22 protein-coding genes and 1 pseudogene are annotated in these 24906 nt (G+C 71.9%); 19 read left to right on the top strand and 4 right to left on the bottom strand.

The annotated features are described in order from the left end of the window. Positions 1-8: 8 nt before the first annotated feature. Positions 9-995: an LLM class flavin-dependent oxidoreductase gene (locus tag ACFYZ4_RS19210; RefSeq protein ID WP_351287748.1), complete on the bottom strand. Its 987-nt coding sequence runs from the start codon at positions 993-995 to the stop codon at positions 9-11. Positions 996-1058: 63 nt separating this feature from the next. Next, positions 1059-2519: a cytosine permease gene (locus ACFYZ4_RS19205; RefSeq protein WP_351287751.1), complete on the bottom strand. Its 1461-nt coding sequence runs from the start codon at positions 2517-2519 to the stop codon at positions 1059-1061. Between the two features lie 142 nt (positions 2520-2661). Here ACFYZ4_RS19205 and ftsY point away from each other — a divergent pair, with 142 nt between their 5' ends. Continuing rightward, entirely contained in the window at positions 2662-3876 is a 1215-nt protein-coding gene (ftsY, locus tag ACFYZ4_RS19200) for a signal recognition particle-docking protein FtsY (RefSeq protein ID WP_390784419.1), read from the top strand. 88 nt (positions 3877-3964) lie between these two features. On the opposite strand, the gene ACFYZ4_RS19195 is transcribed toward ftsY, so the two are convergent. After that, on the bottom strand, positions 3965-4633 hold the full coding sequence (locus tag ACFYZ4_RS19195) for a bifunctional DNA primase/polymerase (protein WP_351287757.1): 669 nt from the start codon (positions 4631-4633) through the stop codon (positions 3965-3967). Positions 4634-5056: 423 nt separating this feature from the next. On the opposite strand from ACFYZ4_RS19195, the gene ACFYZ4_RS19190 reads away from it, so the two are divergent. From ACFYZ4_RS19190 to ftsH, 6 genes are all read left to right on the top strand, one after another. Next, on the top strand, positions 5057-6547 hold the full coding sequence (locus tag ACFYZ4_RS19190; protein ID WP_390784418.1) for a hypothetical protein: 1491 nt from the start codon (positions 5057-5059) through the stop codon (positions 6545-6547). Between the two features lie 292 nt (positions 6548-6839). Beyond that, positions 6840-8183 (top strand): ammonium transporter, encoded by a 1344-nt coding sequence (locus tag ACFYZ4_RS19185; protein ID WP_351287760.1) that lies wholly within the window; start codon positions 6840-6842, stop codon positions 8181-8183. Further along, complete coding sequence (locus tag ACFYZ4_RS19180; RefSeq protein ID WP_030009357.1) at positions 8180-8518, top strand: P-II family nitrogen regulator; 339 nt, start codon at positions 8180-8182, stop codon at positions 8516-8518. The genes ACFYZ4_RS19185 and ACFYZ4_RS19180 overlap by 4 nt, the downstream gene beginning before the upstream one ends. 17 nt (positions 8519-8535) lie before the next feature. After that, positions 8536-10962 (top strand): [protein-PII] uridylyltransferase, encoded by a 2427-nt coding sequence (locus ACFYZ4_RS19175; protein ID WP_390784417.1) that lies wholly within the window; start codon positions 8536-8538, stop codon positions 10960-10962. 219 nt (positions 10963-11181) lie between these two features. Continuing rightward, positions 11182-12753, top strand: coding sequence for a signal recognition particle protein (gene ffh, locus ACFYZ4_RS19170; RefSeq protein ID WP_351292847.1), 1572 nt, complete (start codon positions 11182-11184; stop codon positions 12751-12753). 128 nt (positions 12754-12881) lie between these two features. Then, positions 12882-14819 (top strand): ATP-dependent zinc metalloprotease FtsH, encoded by a 1938-nt coding sequence (gene ftsH, locus ACFYZ4_RS19165; protein ID WP_390784416.1) that lies wholly within the window; start codon positions 12882-12884, stop codon positions 14817-14819. Positions 14820-14841: 22 nt separating this feature from the next. On the opposite strand, the gene ACFYZ4_RS19160 is transcribed toward ftsH, so the two are convergent. Next, positions 14842-15519, bottom strand: coding sequence for a methyltransferase type 11 (locus tag ACFYZ4_RS19160; protein ID WP_351292851.1), 678 nt, complete (start codon positions 15517-15519; stop codon positions 14842-14844). 131 nt (positions 15520-15650) lie between these two features. Between ACFYZ4_RS19160 and proS the strand changes: the two genes are divergently transcribed. From proS to ACFYZ4_RS19100, 12 genes and pseudogenes are all read left to right on the top strand, one after another. Beyond that, a complete protein-coding gene (gene proS, locus ACFYZ4_RS19155) occupies positions 15651-17063 on the top strand; it encodes a proline--tRNA ligase (protein WP_351593604.1) in 1413 nt (470 codons plus the stop codon). Between the two features lie 210 nt (positions 17064-17273). Then, the gene (locus ACFYZ4_RS19150) at positions 17274-17870 is read left to right on the top strand and encodes a hypothetical protein (protein ID WP_030708534.1); all 597 of its coding nucleotides are present in this window, start codon (positions 17274-17276) and stop codon (positions 17868-17870) included. A gap of 375 nt (positions 17871-18245) precedes the next feature. After that, on the top strand, positions 18246-18686 hold the full coding sequence (rpsP, locus tag ACFYZ4_RS19145) for a 30S ribosomal protein S16 (protein WP_030386406.1): 441 nt from the start codon (positions 18246-18248) through the stop codon (positions 18684-18686). Positions 18687-18688: 2 nt separating this feature from the next. Then, positions 18689-18928: an RNA-binding protein gene (locus ACFYZ4_RS19140; RefSeq protein ID WP_030011889.1), complete on the top strand. Its 240-nt coding sequence runs from the start codon at positions 18689-18691 to the stop codon at positions 18926-18928. Between the two features lie 81 nt (positions 18929-19009). Further along, positions 19010-19606 carry a ribosome maturation factor RimM gene (rimM, locus tag ACFYZ4_RS19135; protein ID WP_390784415.1) on the top strand — a complete coding sequence of 199 codons (597 nt, stop codon included), beginning with the start codon at positions 19010-19012 and terminating at the stop codon, positions 19604-19606. Further along, the gene (trmD, locus tag ACFYZ4_RS19130) at positions 19606-20427 is read left to right on the top strand and encodes a tRNA (guanosine(37)-N1)-methyltransferase TrmD (RefSeq protein ID WP_351292860.1); all 822 of its coding nucleotides are present in this window, start codon (positions 19606-19608) and stop codon (positions 20425-20427) included. The genes rimM and trmD overlap by 1 nt, the downstream gene beginning before the upstream one ends. A gap of 132 nt (positions 20428-20559) precedes the next feature. Next, complete coding sequence (rplS, locus tag ACFYZ4_RS19125) at positions 20560-20910, top strand: 50S ribosomal protein L19 (protein WP_030386403.1); 351 nt, start codon at positions 20560-20562, stop codon at positions 20908-20910. Between the two features lie 44 nt (positions 20911-20954). After that, a complete protein-coding gene (gene lepB / locus ACFYZ4_RS19120) occupies positions 20955-21698 on the top strand; it encodes a signal peptidase I (RefSeq protein WP_390784414.1) in 744 nt (247 codons plus the stop codon). Next, positions 21691-22740, top strand: a pseudogene (lepB, locus tag ACFYZ4_RS19115) (signal peptidase I); the annotation flags it as partial. The gene lepB (ACFYZ4_RS19120) and the pseudogene lepB (ACFYZ4_RS19115), both read left to right, overlap by 8 nt. Continuing rightward, positions 22661-23557: a signal peptidase I gene (lepB, locus tag ACFYZ4_RS19110; protein ID WP_351292864.1), complete on the top strand. Its 897-nt coding sequence runs from the start codon at positions 22661-22663 to the stop codon at positions 23555-23557. The pseudogene lepB (ACFYZ4_RS19115) and the gene lepB (ACFYZ4_RS19110), both read left to right, overlap by 80 nt. A 43-nt stretch (positions 23558-23600) precedes the next feature. Beyond that, entirely contained in the window at positions 23601-24383 is a 783-nt protein-coding gene (lepB, locus tag ACFYZ4_RS19105; protein WP_351292866.1) for a signal peptidase I, read from the top strand. Next, positions 24373-24876, top strand: a complete 504-nt coding sequence (locus tag ACFYZ4_RS19100) for an NUDIX hydrolase (RefSeq protein WP_390784413.1) — start codon at positions 24373-24375, stop codon at positions 24874-24876. The genes lepB (ACFYZ4_RS19105) and ACFYZ4_RS19100 overlap by 11 nt, the downstream gene beginning before the upstream one ends. Positions 24877-24906: the final 30 nt, after the last annotated feature.

Below are 24906 nucleotides of genomic sequence, written 5' to 3'. Positions count from 1 at the left end.
GCCCCGGCTCATTCCTTGAGCCGGGGCAGTACCTGTTCGCACAGCAGGTGCAGGCTGCGCCAGCCCTCGTCGAGCGGCATCCCGCCGCACAGCGGGTGCAGGACCAGGTTCCCCGCCTCGCCCGCGCCCCGGGCGTACGCGACGGCCTCGTCCGGGGTGAGGATCCGGTACACGCCCTCCGCGCGCAGCTCCGCCACCGAGCGCGCGGCCGACCGTACGGCGCTGCGGATGTCCTTGGACTGCCAGGAGGCGTACATCCCGGCCTCGTGCAGGAAGCGCTCGCCGTGCTCCGCCCAGACCCGGTCCGGGTCCTCCGCGATGTGCAGCAGCGGGGTCTCGGCCGCCGGCATCATGCAGAAGCCCTCGGTGCCGTACTCGGCGAGCCTCGCCTGGTAGTACGCCTCCAGCTCCGGCAGGTGCGCGCTGGGGAAGAACGGCAGCCCCAGCCGGGCCGCGCGGCGGGCCGCCGCCTCGGAGCTGCCGCCGACCAGGAGCAGCGGGTGCGGCCGGGTGAACGGCCGCGGGGTGACCCGTACCGTGCGGCCGCGGAACTCGAAGGGCTCGCCGGTCCACGCCTTCAGCAGGGTCTCCAGCAGCTCGTCCTGGAGCCGGCCGCGCCGGCCCCACTCCACGCCGTGCTGCTCGTACTCCTCGGGGCGGTAGCCGATGCCCGCGACCGTCACGAGGCGGCCGCCGCTCAGCAGGTCCAGGACGGCGATGTCCTCGGCCACCTTCAGCGGGTCGTACAGCGGCCCGATGATCGCCGAGACGGTGACGGCGATCCGGCGGGTGGCGCCGAAGACCGCGCCCGCGAAGGCGAAGGGCGAGGGCAGCCAGTTGTTGTCGGTGCCGTGGTGCTCCTCGGTCTGGATGGTGTCGATCCCGCGGTCGTCCGCGTACCGGGCCATCTCCAGGGCCGCCTTGTAGCGGGCGGAGAGGGACTCGGGGGTGCCGTTCGGGTCGACGAGATTGAACCGGGCCACGGTGATGGGCATGGAGGAGTCCCCCTTCGCCGGATGTGGGTGGGCGGGCGAAGGGGGACGTTAGCTGACGCAGCGTCAGTTGGACAGGGATCCGGCGAGTACGGGCTCCTCGGCCGCGCCGGGCTCCGGCTCCGCGGGAGCCGTGCGCGGCAGGACGGCGTACAGCACGCCCGAGGTCACGATGCCGGCCACCCAGCCGAGGCCGTTGCGCCCGATCCAGGTGGTCGCGAGCGGCCCGCTGAACCAGTCCACCGAGGTGAACAGCAGCCCGACCACCAGGGCCAGGGCCCACGCGGTCATGGCCTGCCAGGCGAAACCGCCCTTGTACCAGTAGGCGCTGGTCCGCGTGGTGTCCAGCAGCGCGGCCCCGTCGTAGGTCCGGCGGCGCAGCATGTCCACGCCGAAGACGCCGATCCACGCCGAGAAGGCCACGGCCAGCAGCGTCAGGAAGGAGATGAAGGAACCGAAGAAGCTCGTCGCGACCACCATCAGCAGGAAGCCGAAGACCAGGCTGATGACCGCGTTGACGCTGACCGCCCACGCCCGCGGCACCTTGATGCCGAGGGTCTGCGCGGTGAAGCCGGCCGAGTACATGGACATCGAGTTGATCAGCAGCATCCCGACCAGCGCGACCAGCAGGTACGGGACCGCGATCCAGGTCGGGAGCAGCTCGCCGATGAAGGACACCGGGTCCTGGGCGGTGGCGAGGTCCGGAGTGCCGACGGCCATGACCGCGCCCATCAGGACCATCGGGAGGACGACGACACCGGCGCCGCCGATCGTCGCGCCCACCAGCCCCTTGGAGGAGGCGGTGCGCGGCAGGTAGCGGGTGAAGTCGGGGCCCGAGGGCACCCAGCTGATGCCGCCGGCCGCGATGGTGCCGATGCCCGCGATCATCATGGCGGTGGAGCCGGCCGGCTTGCCGAGGACGGCGGACCAGTCGGTCGTGAAGAGCAGGTACCCGAGGACGAGCACGCTGAAGGCCCCGAAGAGGTACGTCGACCACGTGGAGCAGACGCGCAGCGCCTTGATGCCGAGGCCCGAGACCACGAAGGTGCAGCCCACGAAGAACAGCAGGGTGACGACGATGAGCGGGGTGTTGCTCTTGATCCCGAAGAGCAGGTCGAGCACGGTCAGCACGGCGTAGGCGCCGCTCACCGCGTTGATCGTCTCCCAGCCCCACCGGGCCACCCAGATCAGGGAGCCCGGGAAGAGGTTGCCGCGCTGCCCGAACACGGCGCGCGAGAGGGCCATGCCGGGAGCGCCGCCGCGCTTGCCGGCGATCGATATCAGGCCGACCATCCCGTACGAGACGACCGGCGCGGCGACCGCGACGACGAGCACCTGCCAGATGTTCAGCCTGTTGAAGATCACCAGGCCCGCGCCCATGGTCAGCAGCAGCACGCTGATGTTGGCGGCGACCCACGTGGGGACGAGATCGCGGACCCGGCCGCCGCGCTCGCCGTCCGGGACGGGCTCCAGCCCGCGGGTCTCGATCGCGGTTTCGGTTCCGCCGTCGGCGGGCTCGGCAGGCATGCGGCTGCTCCGTGGGGGAGGGACGAGGGGAAGTCGTCCATCATCGTAGATTTGCCGCTAAAACAACAAGCAGAGGCTTACGTCCTGGTTGAATGCCCGGGGTCCGGGCTCCGGGCCGCCCGTGGCCGATACTGGTGAGGTTATGGACATCCTCATCCTTGCTGTAGTCATCGCCCTGGTCGCGGTCGGCGTGATCAGCGGGCTCGTGGTCAGCAGCCGCAAGAAGAAGCAGCTGCCCCCGGCACCGCCCAGCTCGCCGACCATCACTGCCCCGCCTGCCGAACCGCAGGTGGGGGAGGACGCCGTAGAGACGGCGGAAGAGCCGCGCCGCACGATCGAGGAGGTCGGGCTCCCGCAGGCGGAGGCCGAAGCCCCGGTCGAGGCGCCGGCCGCCGAGCCCGAGGCCCCGGCCGCACCCGCGATCGAGGTGCCCGAGCCCACCGCCGGCCGCCTGGTCCGGCTGCGCGCCCGCCTCGCCCGGTCGCAGAACTCCCTCGGCAAGGGGCTGCTCACGCTGCTCTCGCGGGAGCACCTCGACGAGGACACCTGGGAGGAGATCGAGGAGACCCTCCTCATCGCCGACGTCGGCGTCGTGCCCACCCAGGAGCTCGTCGACAGGCTCCGCGACCGGGTCAAGGTGCTCGGCACCCGCACCCCGGCGGACCTGCGCGCCCTGCTCAAGGAAGAGCTGCTGACCCTGGTCGGCACCGACTTCGACCGCGTCGTGAAGACGGAGAGCGGCGAGGACACGCCCGGCGTGATCATGGTCGTCGGCGTCAACGGCACCGGCAAGACCACCACCACCGGCAAGCTGGCCCGGGTGCTCGTCGCCGACGGCCGCAGCGTGGTGCTCGGCGCGGCCGACACCTTCCGCGCCGCCGCCGCCGACCAGCTGCAGACCTGGGGCGACCGCGTCGGCGCCCGTACCGTACGCGGCCCCGAGGGCGGCGACCCCGCCTCGATCGCCTACGACGCGGTCAAGGAGGGCATCGCCGAGGGCGCCGACGTGGTGCTCATCGACACCGCCGGCCGCCTGCACACCAAGACCGGCCTCATGGACGAGCTCGGCAAGGTCAAGCGCGTCGTCGAGAAGCACGGCCCGCTGGACGAGATCCTGCTGGTCCTCGACGCCACCACCGGGCAGAACGGCCTGACCCAGGCCCGTGTCTTCGCCGAGGTCGTGGACATCACGGGCATCGTGCTGACCAAGCTCGACGGCACGGCCAAGGGCGGCATCGTCGTCGCCGTCCAGCGCGAGCTGGGCGTCCCGGTCAAGCTCGTCGGACTCGGCGAGGGCCCGGACGACCTGGCCCCCTTCGAGCCGGAGGCGTTCGTCGACGCCCTCATCGGCGACTGAGCGCGGTCTGCGCGCACAACGGGTGCCCCCGAGTTCCGAACCGGAACGCGGGGGCACCGTTGCGTGGGGGGTGTGGGCGTGGCAGCGGCTACCGGCGTGAGCGGTGGCAGATGTAGGCGAGGGTGCCCAGCAGCAGCCGGGCCTGCGGCGGGCCCCCGGCGCAGTCCAGCGCGGGCGGCCGCAGCCAGCCGACCTGGCCGAGCCCGGCCCGGTCCGAGGGCGGGGCCGTCACGTAGTCCCCGTGGCCGAGCGCCCGCAGGTCGAGGTCGGCGTCGTCCCAGCCCATCCGGTACAGCAGCTGGGGCAGTTCGGCCGCCGCGCCCGGGGCCACGAAGAACTGCGCCCGGCCGTCCGCGGTCACGATGACCGGGCCGAGCGGCAGCCCCATCCGCTCCAGCCGCACCAGCGCCCGCCGGCCGGCCTCCTCGCAGACCTCGATGACGTCGAAGGCGCGGCCCACGGGGAGCAGCACCGCGGCGCCCGGGTAGTCGCCCCAGGCCTCGGTGACCTCGTCGAGGGTGGCCCCGGCCTTGACCGTGGGTGCGAAGGGGAGCGGATGCGCCCCGGGGGAGACGCACTCCGCGTCCCCGCAGGAACAGTCGCGGGCGGGCGCCGCGGCGCGGGCGCCGGGGACCACGTCCCAGCCCCACAGCCCGGTGTACTCCGCCACCGCCGTGCACTCCGAGGTCCGGCCGCGGCGCCGGGTGCCGGAACGGAACTCCCTGGTGCCGCGGCTGCCGCCGATCGTGAAGCCCATGCCCATGCCCCCTCCAACGGGTCGGACGCGCCGGTGGTTACGACGCCGGAGGCGACGACGTCGGCGGAACCCGCGGACCGGGGTCCGCCACGGGGTGCCGTCCGCGGGTGGCCCGGCGCACTCCTCGCCGCGCGCGCCCCGAGCGCACTCCAGTCCAACCGATCCGTTTCACCTCGGTGTCAAGTGAATCGCGCCTGGCCGGTGGCGAGTTCATTCGAAGGGGTGGCGAATGGTGGCGTTTCTGGAATCGACCTCGCCGCAGGGGTGATCGTAGGATTACTTTCGGTACGCGAACCCCAAAGGCAGACCCGTCCGTGGGTATGCCGGAGGCAATGCGTGAAGGACCTGTGAAGGTCCGTGGCGGCGCCCTGCGCCCCGGCCAGGGTTTCGTGTGGAAGAGGCTGAGCGGATGGGGGCGTTCCAGTGAGCGGCAACGGCGCAAGCGGAACGATCGAGGACGCTGCTGCGCGCAACGACCAGCTGACCTCGTGGTTCGTCCGCAGCGGTTGGTCCAAGGGCGAACTCGCCCGGCAGGTCAACCGCCGGGCCCGCCAGATGGGCGCCCACCACATCAGCACGGACACCTCCCGGGTGCGCCGCTGGCTGGACGGCGAACAGCCCCGCGAGCCCGTCCCGCGCATCCTGTCCGAGCTGTTCTCCGAGCGCTTCGGCTCCGTCGTCGCCATCGAGCAGCTCGGCCTGCGCACCGCCCACCAGACCCCCTCCGTCTCCGGGGTCGACCTGCCCTGGGCCGGCCCGCAGACCGTCGAGCTGCTCGGCGAGTTCTCCCGCAGCGACCTGATGCTGGCCCGCCGCGGCTTCCTCGGGACCTCGCTCGCGCTCTCCGCCGGCCCCGCCCTCATCGAGCCCATGCAGCGCTGGCTCGTGCCGGTCCCGGCCGCCGACCCGGGACCGCGCACCGCGGGGGCGACGGGGGCCCTCGGCGGTCACCGCCCGCCCCGGCTCTCCGAACCGGAACTCGACCTCCTCGACGCCACCACCGTCATGTTCCGCCAGTGGGACGCCCAGTGCGGGGGCGGGCTGCGCCGCAAGGCCGTCGTGGGCCAGCTCCACGAGGTCACCGACCTGCTCCAGGAGAACCACCCCGCCCCGGTCATGAAACGGCTCTTCAAGGTCGCCGCGGAACTGGCCGAACTGGCCGGCTGGATGAGCTACGACATCGGCCTGCACCCCACCGCGCAGAAGTACTTCGTCCTCGCCCTGCACGCCGCGAAGGAGGCCGGCGACAAGCCGCTCGGCTCGTACATCCTCTCCGGCATGAGCCGCCAGATGATCCACCTGGGCCGCCCCGAGGACGCCCTCGAACTCGTCCACCTCGCGCAGTACGGCAGCCGCGACTGCGCCGGCCCGCGCACCCAGGCCATGCTGTATGCGATGGAGGCCCGCGCGTACGCCAACATGGGCCAGCCCAGCCGCTGCAAGCGGGCCGTGCGGATGGCCGAGGACACCTTCTCCGACGTCGCCTTCGGCGGCGAGCCCGAGCCCGACTGGATCCGCTTCTTCTCCGAGGCCGAGCTGAACGGCGAGAACTCCCACTCGTACCGGGACCTGGCCTACGTGGCCGGGCGCAGCCCCATGTACGCCTCCCTCGCGGAGCCCGTCATGGAGCGGGCCGTCGAGCTCTTCGAGAAGGACGAGGAGCACCAGCGCTCCTACGCGCTCAACCTCATCGGCATGGCCACCGTCCACCTGCTCCAGCGTGAGCCGGAGCAGGCCGCGGCCCTCGTCGGCAGGGCCCTCGACGTGGCGGGAAAGGTGCGGTCCGAACGGGTGAACACGCGCCTGCGCAAGACCGTCGACAGCGCCGCCCGTGAGTACGGCGACGTCGCCGAGGTGGTCCGGCTCACCGATCACCTCGCCTCCCGGCTCCCCGAAGCCGCGGAGGCCGTCTGACGGCCCGAGCGGCCGCCCCTCAGGCTCCGGCCGCGGCAGTCACCCCGTGAAGCCCGATCAGGCTCCCCCAGCCAGGACGTCCGGGTCACCGCCGCGGCCGGTTGCACCACCCGCCCAGTTCATGGACGCGTAACACGCCCGACCTCTTCGTCATCGGCGCGAAACACCCAGCGGCGCCGCCGGAAACCGGCCTGCGCGAATCTCATGGCCAATAACCGGCCAGTTCCCAATGCCGCCGCTCAGGTTTTCACGATCGCCCGCACGCGAACGTACCGACGACGAGGAGACGCCGATGGCATCAGCCATCACGACCCTCGCGGCAGACGCCCCGACGCTGTCTGCCGCGAACACCGGGTTCATGCTCATCTGCTCCGCCCTGGTCATGCTGATGACCCCGGGACTCGCCTTCTTCTACGGAGGCATGGTCCGCGTCAAGAGCAGCCTCAACATGCTGATGATGAGCTTCATCAGCCTGGGGATCGTCACGATCCTCTGGGTCCTCTACGGCTTCAGCCTCGCCTTCGGCACCGACTCCGGCTCCCTCATCGGCTGGAACTCCGACTACGTCGGCCTCAGCGGCATCGGGATCACCGAGCTGTGGGACGGCTACACCATCCCGGTCTACGTCTTCGCCGTCTTCCAGCTGATGTTCGCCGTCATCACCCCGGCCCTGATCAGCGGCGCCCTCGCCGACCGCGTGAAGTTCAGCGCCTGGGCCCTGTTCACCGTCCTGTGGGTCACCGTCGTCTACTTCCCCGTCGCCCACTGGGTCTGGGGCGCGGGCGGCTGGCTCTTCGAGCTCGGCGTCATCGACTTCGCGGGCGGCACGGCCGTCCACATCAACGCCGGCGCCGCAGCCCTCGGCGTGATCCTGGTCATCGGCAAGCGCGTCGGCTTCAAGAAGGACCCGATGCGCCCGCACAGCCTGCCGCTCGTGATGCTCGGCGCCGGTCTGCTGTGGTTCGGCTGGTTCGGCTTCAACGCGGGCTCCTGGCTCGGCAACGACGACGGCGTCGGCGCGGTCATGTTCGTCAACACCCAGGTCGCCACCGCCGCCGCCATGCTCGCCTGGCTCGGCTACGAGAAGCTGCGCCACGGCTCCTTCACCACCCTCGGCGCCGCTTCCGGCGCGGTCGCCGGCCTCGTCGCCATCACCCCCTCCGGCGGTGCGGTCAGCCCGCTCGGGGCCATCGCGATCGGCGTCATCGCCGGTGTGCTCTGCGCCATGGCGGTCGGCCTCAAGTACAAGTTCGGCTACGACGACTCCCTCGACGTGGTCGGCGTCCACCTCGTCGGCGGAGTCGTGGGCTCCCTGCTCGTCGGCCTCTTCGCCACCGGCGGGGTCCAGTCCGACGTGGCCGGCCTCTTCTACGGCGGCGGCCTCGAACAGCTCGGCAAGCAGGCCATCGGGGTCTTCTCCGTCCTCGCCTACTCTCTGGTGGCGTCCGCGCTGCTCGCCTTCCTCCTCGACAAGACGATCGGGATGCGGGTCAGCGAGGACGTCGAGGTCGCCGGCATCGACCAGGTCGAACACGCCGAGACCGCCTACGACTTCAGCGGAGCCGGCGGCGGCGCGGCCTCGCGCAGCACCGCCGCCCCCACCCCCTCCGCCGCGAGCAAGAAGGTTGACGCATGAAGCTGATCACCGCGATCGTCAAGCCGCACAAGCTGGACGAGATCAAGGAAGCCCTCCAGGCCTTCGGAGTGCAGGGCCTCACGGTCACCGAGGCCAGCGGCTACGGCCGCCAGCGCGGCCACACCGAGGTCTACCGCGGTGCCGAGTACCAGGTCGACCTCGTTCCCAAGATCCGCATCGAGGTGCTGGTCGACGACTCCGACGCCGAGGAACTGATCCGCGTCATCGTGAGCGCGGCGGCCACCGGCAAGATCGGTGACGGCAAGGTGTGGAGCGTCCCCGTGGACTCCGTCGTACGGGTCCGCACCGGCGAGCGCGGCGCTGACGCGCTCTAGGTGACGGGAGCTCCTGGGTGACGAGCGTCGAAGAGACCACGGACAACACGGCCGACTCGGGACCCAGCGGATACGCCGCGGCCCGGCTGCGACTCCTCCAGGAGGAGTCGCGGTCCGGGCCTTCGCGGCGTTCCGCCCTGGCCGGGCTGACCGACGACTGGCTGAACGCCCTGTTCACGACCGCCGTACGGGAGACCGGCGTCCGCGGCGCCACCCTGGTCGCCGTCGGCGGCTACGGGCGGGCCGAACTCTCCCCGCGCAGCGACCTCGACCTGGTGCTGCTGCACGACGGCAAGGCGGAACCGCGGGCGCTGAGCGCGCTCGCCGACCGCGTCTGGTACCCGGTGTGGGACCTCGGCCTGGCCCTCGACCACTCGGTGCGCACCCCCGGCGAGGCCCGCAAGACCGCCGCCGAGGACCTCAAGGTGCAGCTCGGCCTGCTCGACGCCCGGACCGTCGCCGGTGACGCCGGACTCCTCGCCGGACTGCGGACCTCAGTCCTGGCCGACTGGCGCAACCAGGCCGCCAAACGGCTCCCGCAGCTGCACGACCTGTGCCGCGAGCGGGCCGAACGCTCCGGAGAGCTCCGCTTCCTGCTCGAACCCGACCTCAAGGAGGCCCGTGGCGGGCTCCGCGACGTCACCGCGCTGCGGGCCGTCGCGGCCTCCTGGCTGGCCGACGCCCCGCGCGACGGCCTCGCCGAGGCCCGGCGGCGGCTCCTCGACGCGCGGGACGCCCTCCACCTGGTGACCGGCCGGGCCACCGACCGGCTCTCGCTCCAGGAACAGGACCAGGTCGCGGCGCAGCTCGGGCTGCTCGACGCCGACGCGCTGCTCCGCGAGGTGTACGAGGCCGCGCGGGTCGTCGCGTACGCCGGTGACGTGACCTGGCGGGAGGTCGGGCGGGTGCTGCGGGCCCGCGCCGCCCGGCCCCGGCTGCGCGGGCTGCTGGGCGCCAGGGCCGCCGCGGCCGCCGCGCGGGCACCGCTGGCCGAGGGCGTGGTGGAGTCCGACGGGGAGGCCGTACTGGCCCTGGCGGCGCGCCCCGACCGCGATCCCGTCCTGCCCCTGCGGTTCGCCGCCGCCGCCGCGCAGGCGGGTCTGCCCGTATCGCTGCACGCCGTACGCAGGCTCGCGGCGCAGGCCAAACCGCTCCCGGTGCCCTGGCCGGCCGAGGCGCGGGAACAGCTGGTGACCCTGCTCGGAGCGGGGGAGCCCACGGTGGCCGTGTGGGAGGCGCTGGAGGCGGAAGGCCTGATCACGCGGCTGCTCCCCGACTGGGAGCGGGTGCGGTGCCGCCCGCAGCGCAACCCCGTCCACACCTGGACGGTGGATCGCCACCTCATCGAGACGGCGGTGCGGGCCGCGGCCCTCACCCGCCGGGTCGGCCGCCCCGACCTGCTGCTGATGGCGGCCCTCCTGCACGACATCGGCAAGGGCTGGCCGGGCGACCACTCGGTGGCCGGCGAGACGATCGCCCGCGACGTCGCCGCCCGCGTGGGCTTCGACGCGCAGGACGCCGCCGTGCTGGGGGCGCTCGTACGGCACCACCTGCTGCTGATCGACACCGCGACCCGGCGCGACCTGGACGACCCGGCCACCGTCCGCTCGGTCGCCGAGGCCGTCGGGTCGGTGGGCACGCTGGAGATACTGCACGCCCTGACGGAGGCGGACGCCCTGGCCACCGGGCCCGCGGCGTGGAGCGCATGGCGGGGCTCGCTGGTGGCGGACCTCGTCGCGCGGGTCGCCGCCCTGCTGCGCGGCACGGCCCCGGAGGTGCGGGAGGCGGAGATCCCGACCACGGAACAGGAACGCCTGGCGGTCGAGGCCCTGCGCACCCGGGAGCCCGTGCTCGCGCTCCACGTCCGGCAGGAGGAGGACGCGGTCGGCGGGGAACTGGTCGTGGCCGTACCCGACCAGCCGGGGGTCCTCCCGGCGGTGGCCGGGGTACTGGCCCTGCACCGGCTCACCGTACGGGCGGCGGACCTGCGCTCCATGGAGCTCCCGGACCGGCTGGGCGAGGTCCTGGTCCTGCGGTGGCGGGTGGCGGCGGAGTACGGCGCGCTGCCCGAGGCCGCGCGGCTGCGCAGCGACCTGGTCCGGGCCCTGGACGGCTCGCTGGACGTCCCGGCGAAGCTGGCGGACCGCGAGGCGGCGTACCCGCGCCGACGCGGGGTGGTCCCGCCGCCGCCCCGGGTCACGGTCGTCCCGGACGTCTCCTCGCTGGCCACGGTCCTGGAGGTGCGGGCACCGGACGCGGTGGGCCTGCTGCACCGGATCGGGCGGGCGCTGGAGTCCCGGGGCGTCCGGGTGCGCAGCGCGCACGTCTCCACGCTGGGCGCGAACGCGGTCGACACGCTGTACGTGACCACCGCCGAGGGCAAGCCCCTGGATCCGCAGGAGGCGGCCGTCCTGGCCGGGTCGGTGGAGGTGGCCCTGTCGTAACCCGCGGCGCCGGGGGGCCGGGGGCGCCGCCCCCGGACCCCCGCTCCTCAAACGCCGGAGGGGCTGGAATTGCCGCTGCGCGGGGCGGAGCCCCGGTCTTTGAGCCGCGCTGGGCAGGCGGGCGGAGGCCGGGAAAGGACCGACGGGTCCATCACGTGGTACGGCCCGATACCCTGGGGGACGACCACAACGCCCCCGACCCGAGGAATCGCGACCACCGTGTTCGATACGCTCTCCGACCGCTTGGCGAATACCTTCAAGGGCCTGCGCGGCAAAGGCCGGCTGTCCGAGGCTGACATCGACTCCGCGGCCCGGGAAATCCGTATCGCCCTCCTCGAGGCCGACGTCGCCCTCCCGGTCGTCCGCTCCTTCATCGCGAACGTCAAGGAAAGGGCCCGCGGCGAGGAGGTCAGCAAGGCGCTGAACCCCGGCCAGCAGGTCCTGAAGATCGTCAACGACGAGCTCGTCACGATCCTCGGCGGCGAGACCCGGCGGCTGCGCTTCGCCAAGACCGCGCCCACCGTGATCATGCTGGCGGGTCTCCAGGGTGCCGGTAAGACCACCCTCGCCGGAAAGCTCGGCCTCTGGCTCAAGGGGCAGGGCCACACCCCGCTCCTCGTCGCCTGCGACCTCCAGCGCCCCAACGCCGTGACCCAGCTCTCCGTCGTCGCCGACCGCGCCGGCGTGGCCTTCTACGGCCCCCAGCCGGGCAACGGCGTCGGCGACCCGGTCCAGGTCGCCAAGGACTCCGTCGAGTACGCGCGGACCAAGCAGCACGACATCGTCATCGTCGACACCGCCGGCCGCCTCGGCATCGACCAGGAGCTGATGCAGCAGGCCGCGGACATCCGCGACGCCGTCAGCCCCGACGAGATCCTCTTCGTCGTCGACGCCATGATCGGTCAGGACGCGGTCAACACCGCCGAGGCCTTCCGCGACGGCGTCGGCTTCGACGGCGTCGTGCTCTCCAAGCTCGACGGCGACGCCCGCGGTGGTGCTGCGCTCTCCATCGCGCACGTCACCGGCAAGCAGATCATGTTCGCCTCGAACGGTGAGAAGCTCGACGAGTTCGACGCCTTCCACCCCGACCGCATGGCGGGCCGGATCCTCGACATGGGTGACATGCTCACCCTCATCGAGCAGGCCGAGAAGACCTTCTCGCAGGCCGAGGCCGAGAAGATGGCGGCCAAGCTCGCCAAGGGCCCCAAGGAGTTCACGCTCGACGACTTCCTGGCCCAGATGGAGCAGGTCCGCAAGATGGGCTCCATCTCCAAGCTGCTCGGCATGCTGCCCGGCATGGGGCAGATCAAGGACCAGATCAACAACATCGACGAGCGCGACGTGGACCGCACCGCCGCGATCATCAAGTCGATGACCCCGGCCGAGCGCCAGGACCCGACGATCATCAACGGCTCGCGCCGTGCCCGTATCGCCAAGGGTTCCGGCACCGAGGTCAGCGCCGTCAAGTCGCTCGTCGAGCGCTTCTTCGAGGCCCGCAAGATGATGTCCCGCATGGCCCAGGGCGGCGGCATGCCGGGCATGCCCGGCATCCCCGGGATGGGCGGCGGCCCCGGCCGGCAGAAGAAGCAGATCAAGCAGGCCAAGGGCAAGCGCAAGAGCGGCAACCCGATGAAGCGCAAGGAAGAGGAGGCCGCGGCAGCGGCCCGGCGCGAAGCAGGCCCGCAGGCGATCGAGCCCGCGGCCGGCGGCAGCCCCTTCGGCCTTCCGGCGGGCGGCCAGGACGGTCAGGACTTCGACCTTCCGGACGAGTTCAAGAAGTTCATGAAGTAGCACCTGCGCAGGCAGGCAGCGGAGGGCCCCGGTCGTGATCCCACGGCCGGGGCCCTCCGTTCTTTGCGGGGCAACGGGTCGATTTGTCGCTTATTGTCGGCCGGGAGGATGGCAGAAGGAGGCGCCCCGTGCCCAGCCCCACCCCCGTACCTCCCCGAGACCGGGCCGACACGCCCTGGCGCTCGGAAGGCGCCCCGCCCACGCCTCCGCCGAAGAAGAGGATGCCGGGCGGCTGGAGGGGACTGATCCTCGCCGCCCTGATCGTCTACCTGGTGACCAACCTCGTGCTGTCCTTCTTCAACGAGGGGGACGAGCCGACCGTCTCGTACACCGAGTTCAGCAAGCAGGTGGCCAACGGCAACGTCTCGAAGATCTACTCCAAGGGCGACGCGATCCAGGGCGAGCTGAAGGCCAAGCAGCCGCTGCCCGACGGGGACAAGGGCGACTACACCAAATTCGTCACCCAGCGCCCGGCCTTCGCCGACGACGACCTGTGGGCCAACCTCACCAAGCAGAACGTGACCGTGACGGCCTCCCCGGTCGTCGTGCAGCGCAGTTTCCTCGCCAACCTGCTGCTCTCCCTCGCCCCCATGCTCCTGCTGGTCCTGCTCTGGGTGGTCATCGCCCGCCGGATGGGCTCGGGGATGGGAGGCATGGGCGCGCTCGGGCGCAAGGCCCCGCCCAAGCCGGTGGAACTGGAGACGGGCGACAAGCGCACCACCTTCGAGGACGTGGCCGGCATCGACGAGGTCGAGGGCGAGCTCAACGACGTCGTCGACTTCCTCAAGAACCCGCAGGCCTACCGGAAGCTGGGCGCCCGCATGCCCGGCGGCGTCCTGCTGTCCGGCCCGCCCGGCACCGGCAAGACCCTGCTGGCACGGGCGGTCGCGGGCGAGGCCGGGGTGCCGTTCTTCTCCGCCTCCGCCTCCGAGTTCATCGAGATGATCGTCGGCGTCGGCGCCTCCCGGGTCCGCGAGCTCTTCACCGAGGCGCGCAAGGTGGCCCCCGCGATCATCTTCATCGACGAGATCGACACCATCGGCCGCGTGCGCGGCGGCGGCGCGGCCATGGGCGGCCACGACGAACGCGAACAGACCCTGAACCAGATCCTCACCGAGATGGACGGCTTCTCCGGCTCGGAGGGAGTGGTCGTCCTCGCCGCCACCAACCGGGCCGACGTCCTCGACCCCGCCCTGACCCGGCCCGGCCGCTTCGACCGCACGGTGGTCGTCGCCCCGCCCGACCGGGCCGGCCGCGAGGCCATCCTGCGCATCCACACCCGCGACATCCCGCTCGACCCGGGCGTCGACCTCGCGCAGGTGGCCCGTACCACCCCCGGAATGACCGGCGCCGAACTGGCCAACCTCGCCAACGAGGCCGCGCTGCTCGCCGTGAAGCGCCGGCAGGACCAGGTCACCCAGTCCGACCTCTCCGACGCCCTGGAGAAGGTCCAGCTCGGCGCGGAGCGGTCCCTGGTGATGCCGCTGGAGGAGCGCCGCCGCACCGCGTACCACGAGAGCGGCCACGCCCTCCTGGGCATGCTCCAGCCGGGCGCCGACCCGGTCCGCAAGATCACCATCGTGCCCCGCGGACGCGCCCTCGGCGTCACCCTCTCCACCCCGGACGCCGACCGGTACGCGTACACCGAGGAGTACCTGCGCGGCCGCATCATCGGGGCGCTCGGCGGCATGGCCGCCGAACACGTCGTCTACGACGTCATCACCACCGGCGCCGAGAACGACCTCGAACAGGTCACCAACATCGTGCGCGGCATGGTCGGCCGCTGGGGCATGAGCGACCGCGTCGGCAAGCTCACCGCCATCCCCTCCGACGGAGGGGGTCCGTACGGCCTGTCCGCCGCCCCCGCCACCCTCGACGCGGTCGACCACGAGATGCGGCGGATCGTCGACGAGTGCTACATGGACGCCTGCCGCCTCCTGCGCGAACACCGCCCGCAGCTCGACGCCCTCGCCGAGGCCCTGCTCGCCAACGAGACCCTGGACGAGAAGGCCGCCTACGCCGCCGCCGGGATCACCCGCCTGACGAAGGCGCACGACACCGACTGACGGCCGCCCGGCCGCGCGGAGGCTAGCCCACCCGGGCGATCACATACCGGAAGATGTTCGGCAGCCACACGGCGCCATCGGACCGCTCGAACGGGTGAAGCGCCTCGGCCAGCTCCTTCTCCGCGAGCGCGGGGTCGGCCGCGCCGTCGTAGAGCCCGGTCGACACCAGCCCGCGCACCGCGCTGTCCACGTCGGCGTACCCGAACGGGCAGAACACCCGCCCCGATCCGTCCGGTCTGAGCCCGGCCCGCTCCACCAGCGCGTCCAGGTCGCGGGGTGAGGGCCCGCCCCCCAGGACCGCGGGCACGGTGCAGCGCTCCGTCGGGCCCCAGTCGGCCAGCACCACCGCCCCGCCGCGGCGCACCGCGGGCAGGGCCGCGGCCAGCGCCGCCGGGGACGGCGAGAAGGCCAGCAGGGCGTCGTACGGGCGAGGCGCCGAAGGCGGGGCCGCCAGCACCTCCAGCAGCCGCTCACGGGCCAGTGCCCGCCGGGCCGGATCCGCCTCCACGCCCGTGGCCACGGCTCCCCGCCCGGCCGCGAGCAGCAGGGGCAGACCGGCCCCGCAGTCGAGGCCCAGCAGCCGGTCACCCGGCCCTACCTCCAGTCGGTCGTAGACCGCTTCGTACAGCGGTACCAGCATCCGTTCCTGGATCTCCGCCCAGTCCCGGGCGACGAGCGTCGCCGTCGGCGTCGGTGTCATCGAAAGAGCGCTCCTGATTCCGTGTCGCCCCCTTGCCCCCGTTGCCAGAGAACTCCCCATTCGCCCCCGCGTCCAGAGGAGCGCGGCACCCGATTCACGCATCGTGTGCCCGGCGCCGTACGATTCGCGGCATGGCAAAGGCACCCGTTCTCACCCCGCAGGCGGAGGATTTCCCCCGCTGGTACCAGGATCTGATCAACAAGGCCGAGCTGGCCGACAACGGTCCGGTCCGCGGCACCATGGTCATCCGACCGTACGGCTACGGCCTGTGGGAGCGGATGCAGCAGGAGATGGACGCGCGCATCAAGGACGCGGGCGCCCAGAACGCGTACTTCCCGCTCTTCATCCCGCAGTCGTACCTGACGAGGGAAGCCGAGCACGTCGAGGGCTTCGCCCCCGAGCTCGCGGTCGTCACGCACGGCGGCGGCAAGGAGCTGGAAGAGCCGGTCGTCGTCCGGCCCACGTCCGAGACGATCATCAACGACTACTTCTCCAAGTGGGTCCAGAGCTACCGTGACCTGCCCCTGCTGATCAACCAGTGGGCCAACGTGGTCCGCTGGGAGATGCGCCCGCGCGTGTTCCTCCGTACGAGCGAGTTCCTCTGGCAGGAGGGCCACACCGCCCACGCCACCTACGAGGACGCCCGCGACTACGCCGCCCGGATCCACACGGACGTCTACGGCGACTTCATGACGAACGTGCTCGGCATCGACGTCGTGCTCGGCCGCAAGACCGCCAAGGAGCGCTTCGCCGGCGCCATCAACACCCTCACCCTCGAGGGCATGATGGGCGACGGCAAGGCCCTCCAGCTGGGCACGAGCCACGAGCTCGGCACCAACTTCGCCAAGGCCTTCAACACCCGGTACCTGTCGAAGGAAGGCAAGCAGGAGCTCGTCTGGCAGACCTCGTGGGGCGTCTCGACCCGCATGGTCGGCGGCCTGATCATGTCCCACGGCGACGACAACGGCCTCCGTGTCCCGCCGCGCCTCGCACACGTCCAGGTCGTCGTCATGGCGATCAAGGGCGACGAGGCCGTCACCAAGGTCCGCGAGCTCGGCGCCCAGTTGAAGGCCGCCGGACTCCGCGTCCAGGTCGACGACCGCGTGGACACCCCCTTCGGCCGTCGCGCGGTGGACTGGGAGCTCAAGGGCGTACCGGTGCGCATCGAGATCGGCCCCCGCGACCTGGAGGCCGGCACCGCGATGCTGGCCCGCCGGATCCCGGGCGGGAAGACCCCGGTGCAGATCGACGCGCTCGCCGACCTGCTGCCCAAGGTGCTCGACGAGGACCAGGCGCAGCTGCTGCGCGAGTCCCGTGAGCGCCGCGAGTCCCGCACCTCCGACGTCGCGACCATCGAGGAGGCCGCCGAGGCCGCCATCGCCGGTGGCTGGGCGCGGATCCCGTGGGCGGACCTCGGTCCGGAGGGCGAGGCGAAGCTGGCCGAGCAGGCCGTCTCCGTGCGCTGCCTGATCGCCGAGGACGGGTCGGTTCCCGAGGCGGACGACGCTCCCGGTACCCTCGCGATCGTCGCGCGCTCGTACTGATCGGGCCCCGAAGGCTCCTGCGCCCCGGCGTGCGGCTCGTGCCGCGCGCCGGGGCGGCTTCGTCGGTGGTCCTCGTTAAGTACCGACTCCTCCTGGGATCGGCGCACCCGTCCTCGTCAGGACGCATGAGACTGAACTGACTGGTACGTGCAAAAAATTTGGAATGGCCCGGAATCGGAACACCCGGGCACCTCGGCTCGTTGTCACGACGTGAGCACGACACCACCTGTTCTCGCCGCAGAGCTGGCGCAGGCGTGGGCCGATATTCAGCGGCACCACCCCGAGCTGCCTGACCTTGCCGCGCCCGAGTCCCTGATCGGAGAGTCCTCGTCCGCCTGCGGCGCCGAGCTCTCCTTCGAGCGACTGCTGCACGAGGCAGTCCACGGCATCGCCGCCGCCCGCGGAGTCCGAGACACCTCGCGCGCCGGCCGCTACCACAACCGCAGATTCCTCGCGATCGCCGAGGAGCTGGGGCTGGACCACTCCGAGGAACCACACGCCAGCAGCGGCTTCTCGCTCGTCACGCTCAATCCGGAGGCGAAGCGGCGCTACCGCCCCACCATCGAACGGCTGCAGCGCGCCCTCAAGGCGCACACCGCGGCCACGGCCGCCGACACCAAGCGCAGCTTCCGCGGACCGGCCGCCCGGCACGGGTCCTCCGGCGGCGGTGTGCGCGTCAAGGCGGTCTGCGACTGCGGGCGCAACGTGCGGGTGGTCCCCTCCGTACTGGCCCAGGCGCCGATCGTGTGCGGCGGGTGCATGAAGCCCTTCCGCATCCCCGAAGTCGCCATCGCGGCGGCCTCCTGACCGCCGTCACCGCCGCCACCGGGGCCACCGCCCCACGGCGAACCGGCCGCCGGGCCCTCGCCCCCACCGGGGCGACCGCCGACGGCGTGCACGCGGGCAGCCCGCACCACCGGCGGGCCGTGCCCCGCGCCCCGCACCGCCGTCCCCGCGGCACGCCATGTCCGCACGGGGACGGGAGCGGGCCGCCCGCGGGAGCCGGACCGTCCCGCCCGGCTGAGCGCGCCGCGGGCGTATGGCACAATGGCTAGCTGTACTCGACAGTCGCATAGGACCCCTCTCTCCTCCGGCTGACGCGTCCATCGGGCACCCGAGTACCGCAACCCCACGTGGCATCTCATGTGCCCAACCACGTCAAGTTCAGGAGACACCACTCCAGTGGCAGTCAAGATCAAGCTCAAGCGCCTCGGCAAGATTCGCCAGCCGCACTACCGCATCGTCGTCGCCGACGCCCGCACCCGCCGGGATGGTCGCGCGATCGAGGAGATCGGTATCTACCACCCGACCTACAACCCGTCGCGCATCGAGGTCAACGCCGAGCGTGCGCAGTACTGGCTGTCCGTCGGCGCCCAGCCCACCGAGGCTGTGCTCGCCATCCTCAAGCTGACCGGTGACTGGCAGGCCCACAAGGGTCTCCCCGCCCCCGCGCCGCTCCTGCAGCCGGAGACGAAGGAGAGCAAGCGTCGCTCCTTCGACGAGTTCGCCAAGGCCCTCGAGGGCATCGGCGAGGGCAAGGGCGAGGCCATCACGCAGAAGGCGAAGAAGGCCGACAAGAAGGCGGACGAGGCTGAGGCCGCCGCCGAGTCGACCGAGGCCTGAGCATGCTCGAGGAGGCTCTTGAGCACCTCGTAAAGGGCATTGTGGACAACCCTGACGAAGTGCAGGTCGCCTCGCGCAACCTGCGTCGCGGGCAGGTGCTCGAGGTCCGGGTCCACCCCGACGACCTCGGCAAGGTGATCGGCCGCAACGGCCGCACCGCGCGTGCTCTGCGTACCGTCGTGGGCGCCATCGGCGGCCGTGGGATCCGTGTCGACCTCGTCGACGTGGACCAGGTCCGCTGAGCAGTTGAATCACCGGCACGGGCCGGGGAGGGCATTCGTGCCCACCCCGGCCCGTCGTCGTCTGACCAGGAGAGAGACACAGTGGAGCTGGTAGTCGCGCGGATCGGCCGCGCCCACGGCATCAAGGGTGAGGTCACCGTCGAGGTGCGCACGGACGAGCCGGAGCTGCGGCTCGGCCCCGGCGCCGTGCTCAAGACGGAGCCCGCCGCGGCGGGACCGCTGACCATCGAGACGGGCCGGGTGCACAGCGGCCGGCTGATGCTCCGCTTCGCCGGCGTCAAGGACCGCACCGGGGCCGAGGCGCTGCGCAACATCCTGCTGATCGCCGAGGTGGACCCGGCGGAGCTGCCGGAGGAGGAGGACGAGTACTACGACCACCAGCTGATGGACCTGGACGTGGTACTGGAGGACGGCACCGAGATCGGCCGGATCACCGAGATCTCCCACCTGCCCTCGCAGGACCTCTTCATCGTCGAGCGGCCGGACGGCTCCGAGGTGATGATCCCCTTCGTCGAGGAGATCGTCGCGGAGATCGACCTGGAGGAGCAGCGCTGCGTCATCACCCCGCCGCCCGGGCTGATCGACGAGCGCGAAGCGGTCATCGCCTCGACCCGTGACGAGGACCCGGCTCCTGACGCGGACTCCGCGGACGCCGCCGACTCCGGGAACGACGTCTGATGCGACTCGACGTCGTCACGATCTTCCCCGAGTACCTGGAGCCGCTGAACGTCTCCCTCGTCGGCAAGGCCCGTGCCCGCGGGCAGCTCGACGTGCACGTCCACGACCTGCGGGACTGGACGTACGACCGGCACAACACGGTCGACGACACCCCGTACGGCGGCGGTCCCGGCATGGTCATGAAGACCGAGCCCTGGGGCGAGGCCCTGGACGCGGCGCTGGCCGACGGCTACGAGGCGGGCGCGCGCGGGCCCGTCATGGTCGTCCCCACGCCCAGCGGCCGGCCCTTCACCCAGGAACTGGCCGTGGAGCTCTCCGAGCGGCCCTGGCTGATCTTCACCCCGGCCCGCTACGAGGGCATCGACCGCCGGGTCATGGACGAGTACGCCACGCGCATGCCGGTGTACGAGGTCTCCATCGGCGACTACGTCCTGGCGGGCGGCGAGGCCGCCGTCCTGGTCGTCACCGAGGCCGTGGCCCGGCTGCTGCCCGGGGTCCTCGGCAACGCCGAATCGCACCGCGACGACTCCTTCGCGCCGGGCGAGATGGCCAACCTGCTGGAGGGGCCCGTCTTCACCAAGCCCCCGGTGTGGCGCGGCCGCGACATCCCCGAGGTGCTGCTCAGCGGCCACCACGGGAAGATCGCCCGCTGGCGGCGGGACGAGGCCTTCCGCCGGACCGCGCGGAACCGGCCCGACCTGATCGAGCGCTGCGAGGCCGCCGCCTTCGACAAGAAGGACCGGGAGATCCTCTCCGTCCTGGGCTGGACGCCGTCCCCGGACGGCCGATTTTGGCGCAGGCCGCAGACCGTGGAAGAATAGGCGGCTGCTGTACGCCCGCGAGCGCCCCTGCCACAGGGGGACCGTCGCCCGCCGGGTGGGACAGCTCCCGAATTCTCTACGGAAACCCGCCCGGCGGCCTGTGGCGTCGTGCGAAGAAAGCAGACGAAGAACATGTCTCACCTGCTCGATGGCGTCAACGCCGCCGCGCTCCGCTCGGACGTCCCGGCCTTCCGCCCGGGTGACACGATCAACGTGCACGTCCGCGTGATCGAGGGCAACCGCTCCCGTATCCAGCAGTTCAAGGGCGTCGTCATCCGTCGCCAGGGCGCCGGGGTCTCCGAGACCTTCACCGTCCGCAAGGTCTCCTTCAGCGTCGGCGTGGAGCGTACCTTCCCGGTCCACTCCCCGATCTTCGAGAAGATCGAGCTCGTCACCCGCGGTGACGTTCGCCGTGCGAAGCTGTACTACCTCCGTGAGCTCCGCGGCAAGGCCGCGAAGATCAAGGAGAAGCGCGACAGGTAAGGTCGCCTCCGGTGTTCGGGGTCGGCCGGATAGGCTCGCCCCCGATGGACACCGAAGCACCTCACACGCAGCGCGGCCACTCTTCCCCCGGCGAGGGGGAGGAGCGGCCGCGTTTTGCGTTCTCCACGCGCGGAGACAGGCGGGCGCCGGCCCGGGGGCCGCTCACCTGGCGGCGGGCCGGAGTGCTCGGTGTGATCTGCACCGTCTTCCTGCTGCTCTTCAGCAACTTCGTGGTCCAGCCCTTCCTGATCCCGAGCCGCTCCATGGAGCCGACGCTCCAGGTGGGGGACCGGGTACTGGTCAACAAGCTGGCGTACCGCTTCGGCGACCGGCCGAGCCGCGGGGACCTGGTGGTCTTCGACGGTACGGGCTCCTTCGTACGGGAACGCCCGGCCGGCAATCCGGTCGGCGTGCTGCTGCACGGCGCGGCCTCGGCGCTCGGGCTCGCGGAGCCGTCCGACACCGACTTCGTGAAGCGGGTCGTGGGTGTGGGCGGCGACGACGTGGTGTGCTGCGACGCCGCCGGGCGGGTCGAGGTCAACGGCGTGCCGCTGGACGAGCCGTACCTGTATCCCGGTGACGCGCCCTCGAAGGTGCCGTTCCGGATCGTCGTACCCCTGGGGAGCCTGTGGGTCATGGGTGATCATCGGTCCCAGTCCCGGGACTCGCGGGACCACCTCGGGGAACCGGGCGGGGGGATGGTGCCGGTGGAGATGGTGATCGGGCGGGCCGACTGGATCGGCTGGCCGGTCTCGCGCTGGGGCGCGGTCGGCGGCGGTCATGGGTAACCGGGGACGGCCGCGCGGCGGCCGGGAGTGGGAGCCCGAACCGGAGCCGGAACCCACACCCGCACCGGTGGTCGAGGGCGGCCGGGCCGAACGGCGCCGGACGGCCCGCAAGGTGCGCAGGCGCCGCCGCACGCGCCGGGCGGGCGAACTGCCGCTGCTGGTCGTGGTGGCGCTGTGCATAGCCCTGCTCCTCAAGACCTTCCTGGTGCAGGCCTTCTTCATTCCGTCGGGCTCGATGGAACAGACCATCCGGATCGGCGACAGGGTCCTCGTCGACAAGCTGACCCCGTGGTTCGGCTCCAAGGTCGAGCGCGGCGACGTCGTCGTGTTCAAGGACCCCGGCGGCTGGCTCAAGGGCGAGGCGGCCCGGCCCGCCCCGGACCCGGTCGGCGTCAAACAGATCAAGCAGACCCTGACCTTCATCGGCCTGCTGCCCTCGGCCGACGAGCAGGACCTCATCAAGCGCGTCATCGGCGTGGGCGGGGACACCGTCAAGTGCTGCGACAGCCGGGGCCGGGTCACCGTCAACGGCTCCCCGCTCGACGAGCCGTACGTGAACCCGGGCAACGCCCCCTCGGAGATCACCTTCGAGGTCGAGGTGCCGCCCGGCCGGCTCTTCGTCATGGGCGACCACCGGGCGAATTCGGCGGACTCGCGCTTCCATCTCGACGAGGCGTTCGAGGGCACCATCGACGAGAAGGGGGTCGTCGGCGAAGCCGTGGTGATCGCCTGGCCGTTCGGGCACTGGAAGCGACTGGAACAGCCCGCGACCTTCCGCATGGTGCCCGATCAGGCACGGAGCGAACGACGCGGACGGCGTGGGCGCCGTCGGGGCGTGCCGTTCGCATAGTGTGTCTTCGGTCTCCCGCGCCTTAGGGAACTCCCGCTCGTTATGGGAGGGGAGGGCCCGTGCCTGTTTCGGCGCGGGCGGCGATCGCGAGTGAGGAGTGGATGTGGGGGATGTGGCGGTAGGCGCACGATCCGGACGCGACGAGGGCGAGGAGCGGCCGGACGATGCAGTCGAGCGCGAGGCCGACGAGGACGGTACCGAGGCGCGTGCGCACCGCTCGTTCTGGAAGGAGCTTCCGCTCCTCATCGGCATCGCCCTGCTGCTGGCCCTGCTGATCAAGACCTTCCTGGTCCAGGCGTTCTCGATCCCGTCCGACTCGATGCAGGACACGCTGCAGCGCGGTGACCGGGTGCTCGTGGACAAGCTGACCCCGTGGTTCGGTTCCGAGCCGGAGCGCGGCGAGGTCGTGGTCTTCCACGACCCGGCGAACTGGCTCTCGGGGGAGCCGACCCCGGAGCCGAACCTCGCGCAGAAGGCCCTCAGCTGGATCGGCCTGATGCCGTCCGCCGAGGAGAAGGACCTGATCAAGCGGACCATCGCCATCGGCGGTGACACGGTCGAGTGCAAGAAGGGGGGACCGGTCATCGTCAACGGCAAGGAGCTTGACGAGCCGTACATCTTCCCCGGCAACACCCCTTGTGACGACGCTCCCTTCGGTCCGATCACCGTGCCCAAGGGCAAGATCTGGGTGATGGGCGACCACCGGCAGAACTCCCAGGACTCCCGCTACCACATGCAGGACTCCACCCAGGGCTTCGTTCCGGTCGACAAGGTCGTCGGACGCGCCGTCGTGATCGCGTGGCCGCTCACCCGCTGGTCGACCCTGCCGATCCCGGACACCTTCGACCAGCCGGGCATCGGCAACCAGGCCGCCGCCACCGCGGTCGGTCTCGGGGCCGCCGGACTGGCGCCGGTCGGGCTGGGCCCGGCCGCGCTGGGGCTCGTCGGGGCGGTTCCGCTCGTCATGTGGCGCAGGCAGAAGCTGACCAGCGGTCGTACCGCCCGGTAGGGTGCCGCCCAGGTCGACGATCCCGGAGTGTGGGGGCGCTGCAATGGGCGGAACACAAGCGATACGCAGTGGCAAGGATGGCCGCGGCGGTCTCGGCAATGTGCTGTCGGGACTCGCCGTGGCCATCGGCTTTGCCCTCTTCCTCGGCGGCTTCGTGTGGGGGGCGTTCCTCTACCGGCCCTACACGGTGCCGACCGACTCGATGATGCCGACGGTGCGGCCCGGGGACCGGGTGCTCGCGCAGCGCATCGACGGCGGCGAGGTGCGCCGCGGGGACGTGGTCATCTTCACTGATTCCATGTGGAGCGATTCGCCCATGGTCAAGCGGGTCGTCGGCATCGGCGGCGACACCGTGAAGTGCTGCGGCGCGGGCGGCGAACTCACCGTGAACGGCACGCCGCTGGACGAGCCGTACGCCGACACCACCCGGCCGGACACGGGTCTCGCCACGCCGCCGGGGCAGGCCCCGCCGCCCGGGACCCCCTTCGAGGTGACGGTCCCCGAGGGCAACCTCTTCCTGCTGGGCGACCGGCGGGCCGCGTCGCTCGACTCCCGGGCCCACCTGCAGGAGGCCGGGCAGGGGACCGTGCCCCGGTCGGCCGTCAGCGCCCGCGTCGACGCCCTGGCGTGGCCCGACGCGAAGATGCTGGAGCGGCCGGCGACGTACGCCGCCCTGCCCGGCGGCATCTCGCAGCCCGGGCCGCTGCGGCTCCAGCTGGTGGCGGTGGTGGCCGGCGCCGCCCTGGTCCTGCTGGGGGCCGCGTACGGGCCCCTGGCGCGGGTCCTGGGGCGCGCCCGGCGGCAGGAGCGGGCCGGTGTCCGCTGACCGGGCCGGAACGAGCCACCGGAAGGTGTCGCGGGTGATCCTGCTGGACCCGGACGACCGGATCCTGCTGCTGCACGGCTTCGAGCCGGCGGACCCCTCGGACGACTGGTGGTTCACCCCGGGCGGCGGGCTGGAGGGCACCGAGAGCCGGGAACAGGCCGCACTGCGCGAACTCGCGGAGGAGACGGGGATCACGGAGGTGGAGCTGGGGCCGGTGCTGTGGCACCGCTACTGCTCCTTCCCCTTCGACGGGCGCCGCTGGGAGCAGGACGAGTGGTACTTCCTGGCACGTACCAGCCAGACGGCGACCGAGATGGGCGGGCTCACCGAGCTGGAGCGGCGCAGCGTCACCGGAGCCAGGTGGTGGACCTCCGAGGAACTTCTCTCGGCCCATGAGACGGTGTACCCGACCAGACTCGCCGAGCTGCTCCGTACGCTGCTCGACGACGGTCCTCCGGGTGCGCCGGTGGTCCTGGCCCCGGAAATCGTTTAGGGGCGCATGGGCCTGGCGCACAATAGGGGG

The organism is Streptomyces sp. NPDC001513 (assembly GCF_042894695.1).
In the GTDB taxonomy this organism is placed as follows: Bacteria; Actinomycetota; Actinomycetes; order Streptomycetales; family Streptomycetaceae; genus Streptomyces.
Note: the sequence above shows the minus strand (reverse complement) of the source record. Positions and strands in the feature narration are given on the sequence as shown.